Here is a 5900-nt window from a genome sequence, read left to right on the forward strand (position 1 = left end):
ATGTTCCGCTTATCGGGATCGGCGGAGGTGCGCGTAATTTAGTTCAAATCGACCAAAACTTGAAAGAGTATCCATTGGCAGGGTTGCATCAGTACAAAATGAAAGATAGTGATTTATCCTTTATAAAAAATTACTTGTTTACGCTGCCGATGAAAAAGCTGCAGAAAGTGGAAGGATTATCGAAGGATCGTGCAGATATTATTTTACCGGCTACCGAAGTCTTTCATTCGCTCTACGATTCCATCCAGTCAACAGGATTCATTTTAAGTCGTAAAGGTCTGAGGGATGGAGTGTTTTACGAACAATTGACACGAGATATGGGGACATCTGTATTTCCAAATGTTCTCGAAGAAAGTATTCAGGAATTGGTGACCGATTATGATCTCAGTATCAAACAAATCCACCACGTCCAACATTTAGCTCATGATCTATTTCACCAGCTTCATGAAAAAGGGCTGGGATCGTTACGTAAAAAAGATTGGAAAGAAGTGAAACGCGCGAGTTATGTCTTCAATATGGGGGATTATATTGATAGTGAAGCAAGCTCTCAGCATACGTTCTACCTTTTAGCAAATCGCACGATTGACGGCTTGATGCATATGGAACGGCTGCGTATGGCATTACTGGCCTCATTTAAGAATAAAACGGTCTTCAAGCAATTCCTTCATCCTTACAAGAGCTGGTTTTTAAAAGAAGAACGTAAAAAACTTAGGCTTCTCGGAGCATTACTGAAATTTTGTTACAGCCTTGATAGTACGAGACGTCAAATTGTACAAGAATTAAATGTCGCCACCCATGATGGAGACATTCATATCACGTTATATTGCAAAGATGAATGGATGCCGGAAGAGTATCAATCTGAAAAGCAGAAAAAGCATCTAGAAAAGTCCTTGAAACGAAATATCGAGTTATCTTTTGTGGAAAGCAAGAAGTAGGTTTTAAAACTTCTTGCTTTTTCCATAATTCATTCCATAATCACCACTTGACTCGGACCCCTCAGAGAATTTGTTGGAATTAGTCGATTTTTATCGAAAATTTACGAACTCTTAATACCTCATTCATATTCGACTTATAAATAGGGACTATGGTTGAGATAAGACTACAGTGTAAAGGGTGTGTGTAATGTCAACGGAAGAAAAAACGAAAGAACTCGACAATCCATTATTTTATAACAATCGTGAACTGAGCTGGCTTGCTTTTAACGAACGCGTATTAGAAGAAGCATCTGATATGGACAACCCTTTGCTTGAACGGTTGAAATTTCTAGCGATCTGCTCATCAAATCTTGATGAGTTCTTTATGGTTAGGGTTGCCGGTTTAAAAGATCAGGTGAAAGCAGGGTTCAACAAACCTGAAAACAAAGCTGGATTGACGCCTAAACAGCAACTTGCAAAAATTGCTGAAATTAACCATGAGATTGTAAGAAGACAGTATGAATCTTATCAGGCAATGAAGCCTGAATTAGAAAAAGAAGACATATCTATCTTATCGATTGAAGATTTAACGAAGGAAGAAATTGACCATTTGGAAGAATATTTCAATGAAAACATCTTTCCTGTGCTTACCCCGATGGCTGTGGATGCTTATCGTCCTTTCCCGATGCTGTTGAATAAATCCATTAACTTGGCCGTCGTCATCCAGGATGCACTTGATCCTAACGATAACGTGAAAAAAACGGCAATCGTCCAAGTTCCAGGAGTATTGAACCGTTTTGTGCAGGTTGAGCACGAGACCAAATACCAATACGTCCTGCTTGAAGACATCATCAGTCATTTTATCCATAAGCTCTTTAAAGGCTATCAGGTTCATTCGATTACAGAGTTTAGAATTACCCGTAACGCAGATATGACCATTCATGAAGAAGGCGCCCGTGATTTATTGAAAGAAATTGAAAAAGAGTTAAAGAAACGCAAGTGGGGAGCGGCGGTAAGATTAGAGGTTCGAAATGGTAAGTATGATGATAAAGTCATTCGTTTCCTGCTTGGAGTGCTTGAAATTCATAAAGATGATCTCTATATTACGAATGGTCCATTAGATCTCACCTTTTTATTCAAGTTTCAGAAGACTTTTTCTGATGTGAAGGACCATCTAGTCTATGAGACATTGATGCCGCAGCCTCCAAGGGACCTTGAAGGAGAGGACAATATTTTTGAAGCGGCTTCTCACCGGGACATTTTTCTTCACCATCCTTATGAATCCTTCGAGCCGGTCGTGGATTTTGTATCCGATGCTGTAGACGATCCCCATGTTCTTGCCATCAAACAGACCCTCTATCGTGTGAGCGGTGATTCGCCAATCATCGATGCGTTGAAAAGGGCAGCAGAGAATGGCAAACAGGTGACTGTTCTTGTAGAGTTGAAAGCTCGGTTTGATGAAGAGAACAACGTTCAATGGGCCAAAGAATTAGAAAAAGCAGGCTGCCATGTTATTTATGGGATGACCTATTTGAAGACGCACAGCAAGATCACCTTAGTCGTCCGGAAAGAACGAGATAAAATTGAGCGTTTCGTTCATCTGGGAACAGGGAATTACAATGATCAGACGGCATCACTTTATACAGATATGGGCATAATAACGTCGAAACGGAAATTCGGTATCGATGCAACTGACTTTTTCAATTACTTAAGCGGCTTTACCGAAAAACCGAGGTATCATCATTTATCAATGGCTCCATTTGATATTAGAAATGATTTCATCCGGTACATTAATAATGAAATCCGTTTCCAGAAGCAGCACGGAAATGGACGCATTATCGCAAAGATGAATTCTTTGACGGACAAAAATTTGATCATGAAACTGTATGAAGCCTCTCAAGCAGGAGTACAAGTCGATCTGATTGTTCGGGGGATTTGCTGTTTACGCCCTGGTATTAAAGGGATCAGTGACAATATCCGCGTGATCAGTATCGTAGGTCGGTTTTTGGAACATAGCCGGATTTATTATTTCCACCATAATGGGGATGATCGTGTATTTTTATCATCCGCGGATATGATGACAAGAAACATGGTCAAGCGAGTTGAACTTTTATTCCCGATTTATGAACCGGGAGTCAAAAGTCGTTTGCAAAAAATTCTATCCATAATGCTGAGCGACAATGTGAAAGCTCGTGAACAGCATAATGACGGGACCTATCGTTATATCGAAGCTCCAAAAGGAGTTGAGAAAATCAATAGTCAGATGAAGCTTTTTGACATGGCTTATCGTGTGCTCGAGGACGAAGAGTAACAAATTTATAGCACTTTAACGATAAAAAGTGAAAAAGGCGTACCAACTGGTGCGCCTTTATTGTTATAATAAGTTTGTTACAAAGTGAAAAAATAAGCGAAAAATGTTGAATACGCAAGCGTTTCAATTCTATAATAGTATGTGGACTTGGAAACGTTTTCGAGGAAACAATAGCCAACTACTACTTGGGGGTATTACACGTGTCTAATCAAGGCTCCAATGAAAGATTCTGGGAAAATTTCCATGGCCCCAACATGGGGTATATTGAAGAACAATATGAACAGTATACAAACAATCCGAGTGCTGTCGATCCTTCGTTGAAGGAAATGTTCGATGAGCACGGTGCGCCTGACTGGATGGCGGAACATACGTCTGTAAAAGCCAATGGCGCTGCTGCGCCTTCAAACAGAGACATTTCGAAAGTGACCTCAGCAATCAAACTTGTTGAGGCTATTCGTCGTCATGGCCATTTACAGGCGAATATTTATGCCGTAGGGAGTTATGATCGTCCTACGACAAATTTACTTGAGTTAGAAACATACGGATTAAAAGAAAAGGATTTAGAAGAGATGCCTGCAGAATGGGTTTGGCCTGATTCCCCATTGAAGCTTCAAAATGCTCTTCAAGTGGTTAAAACTTTAAAAGAAAGGTACGCAGGTACCATTTCGTTTGAGTTTGGACATGTCAATAATGAGGATGAAAGAAATTGGTTACAAGAGAAAGTGGATACAGGGTCATTCCATGTATCTCTAAGCAATGAAGAAAAGAAACAGCTATTACGACGCTTAGCTGCGGTGGAGGGATTCGAGAACTTCCTGGGTAAGACATTTGTCGCTCAGAAACGTTTCTCCATTGAGGGGCTTGATGTCATGGTGCCGATGCTGGATCACATTATCCAACTGGCTTCCGGTGACAAGATTAAAAATATCATGATGGGAATGGCTCACAGGGGACGTTTGAATGTGCTCGCACACATTCTCGGAAAACCTTATGAACGTATTTTCTCTGAATTCCACCTTTCTCCTGACAAGGAATTGATTCCATCAGAAGGATCGACGGGAATCAACTATGGATGGACTGGAGACGTTAAATACCACTTCGGCGCAAGACGTGAGATTGAAAATGGACAGCAGTCGGCTACTCGAGTCACACTCAGCCACAATCCATCTCACTTGGAATACGTCAACCCAGTGGTCGAAGGTTTTACTAGAGCGGCTCAGGATGACCGTACAGAACCTGGTTATGCTCAGATGGACAAAGATGAAGCGTTTGGGCTTCTTATTCACGGGGATGCTGCATTCATCGGTGAAGGTGTCGTAGCAGAAACCTTAAACATGAGTGACCTGCCCGGTTACCGAACCGGCGGAACGGTTCATATCATTGCGAATAACTTAGTAGGATTTACGACTAACCGCAAACATGGACGCTCCACTCGTTATGCGAGTGACTTGGCGAAAGGGTTTGAAATTCCAGTCGTACACGTCAATGCAGATGATCCTGTAGCGTGTCTATCAGCAATGGCCTTGTCCTACGAGTATCGTCAGAAATTCCATAAAGACTTCTTGATCGATCTAGTCGGGTATCGTCGTTTTGGTCACAATGAAATAGACGAACCTCGTTCCACTCAGCCAAGACTTTATAGCGAAATCGATGAGCACCCTACAGTGGCTGCTGTGTACGAAAAGACTTTGCAAGAGGAATCCGTTGTTGGAGAAGGAACCCTTGCTGATATGAAGGAACAAGTGGATCAGGAGTTACGTGACATTTACAACAATATGGATGAGCACGAAGCGACAGCTCCAGATGTTAAAGATCGTCCAAGTGGAGTAGAGCAGCCGCTTGATGAAATTGAAACAGCGGTTGATATTGAGCGTTTACGCGGATTAAATGAAGGTCTTCTCAAACGTCCGGAAGGATTTAATGGCTTTAAGAAGCTTGAAAAAATCCTCCAGCGTCGCAGCAAGATGCTTGATGATGGTGAAAAAGTGGATTGGGCAACAGCCGAAGCATTGGCTTTTGCATCCATTCTTGAAGAGGGCAGACCAATTCGTATTACCGGTCAAGATACGGAGCGGGGTACATTCGCTCATCGTCACATGGTTCTCCATGATGTAGAGACAGGTGAAACGTATTGTCCACTACACGGATTAGAACAGGCAAATGCCTCCTTTGACATTCATAACAGCCCTCTATCTGAGGCTGGAGTCATCGGGTTTGAATATGGTTACAGTGTTCAAGCGCCAGAAGCGCTCGTGCTGTGGGAAGCACAGTTTGGTGATTTTGCCAATGCGGGGCAAGTAATTTTTGACCAGTTCATCTCAGCAGGTCGTGCGAAGTGGGGAGAAAAATCTAACATGGTTTTCTTACTCCCACACGGGTACGAAGGCCAGGGCCCTGAACACTCCAGTGCTCGATTGGAACGTTTCTTACAAATGGGAGCTGAAAATAACTGGACTGTTGCTAACGTTACATCTTCGGCTCAGTATTTCCACTTGCTGCGCCGACAAGCAGCCATTAGCGGCCGTGAAGAAGCGCGTCCGCTTGTCCTTATGAGTCCTAAGAGTTTGCTAAGAAATCAGCGTGTAGCTGTTGAAGGCACTCATTTTAGCGAAGGTAAGTTCCAGCCGATTATGAGGCAGCCTGGTTTAACCAAGCAAGATGAAAAAGCAAAGAAA

At 42.3% G+C, this 5900-nt stretch carries 2 protein-coding genes and 1 pseudogene; all 3 read left to right on the forward strand.

Annotated elements, in window-relative coordinates; all coding sequences use genetic code 11:
- Positions 1-935, forward strand: a pseudogene (locus LD39_RS05780) (exopolyphosphatase); the annotation flags it as partial.
- A gap of 187 nt (positions 936-1122) precedes the next feature.
- Complete coding sequence (locus tag LD39_RS05785; RefSeq protein ID WP_035543879.1) at positions 1123-3225, forward strand: RNA degradosome polyphosphate kinase; 2103 nt, start codon at positions 1123-1125, stop codon at positions 3223-3225.
- A 200-nt stretch (positions 3226-3425) separates the two neighbouring features.
- A partial coding sequence (locus LD39_RS05790; protein WP_035543881.1) for a 2-oxoglutarate dehydrogenase E1 component occupies positions 3426-5900 on the forward strand: 2475 nt, incomplete at its 3' end.

Source organism: Halobacillus sp. BBL2006 (assembly GCF_000786645.1).
Taxonomy (GTDB): domain Bacteria; phylum Bacillota; class Bacilli; order Bacillales; family Halobacillaceae; genus Halobacillus.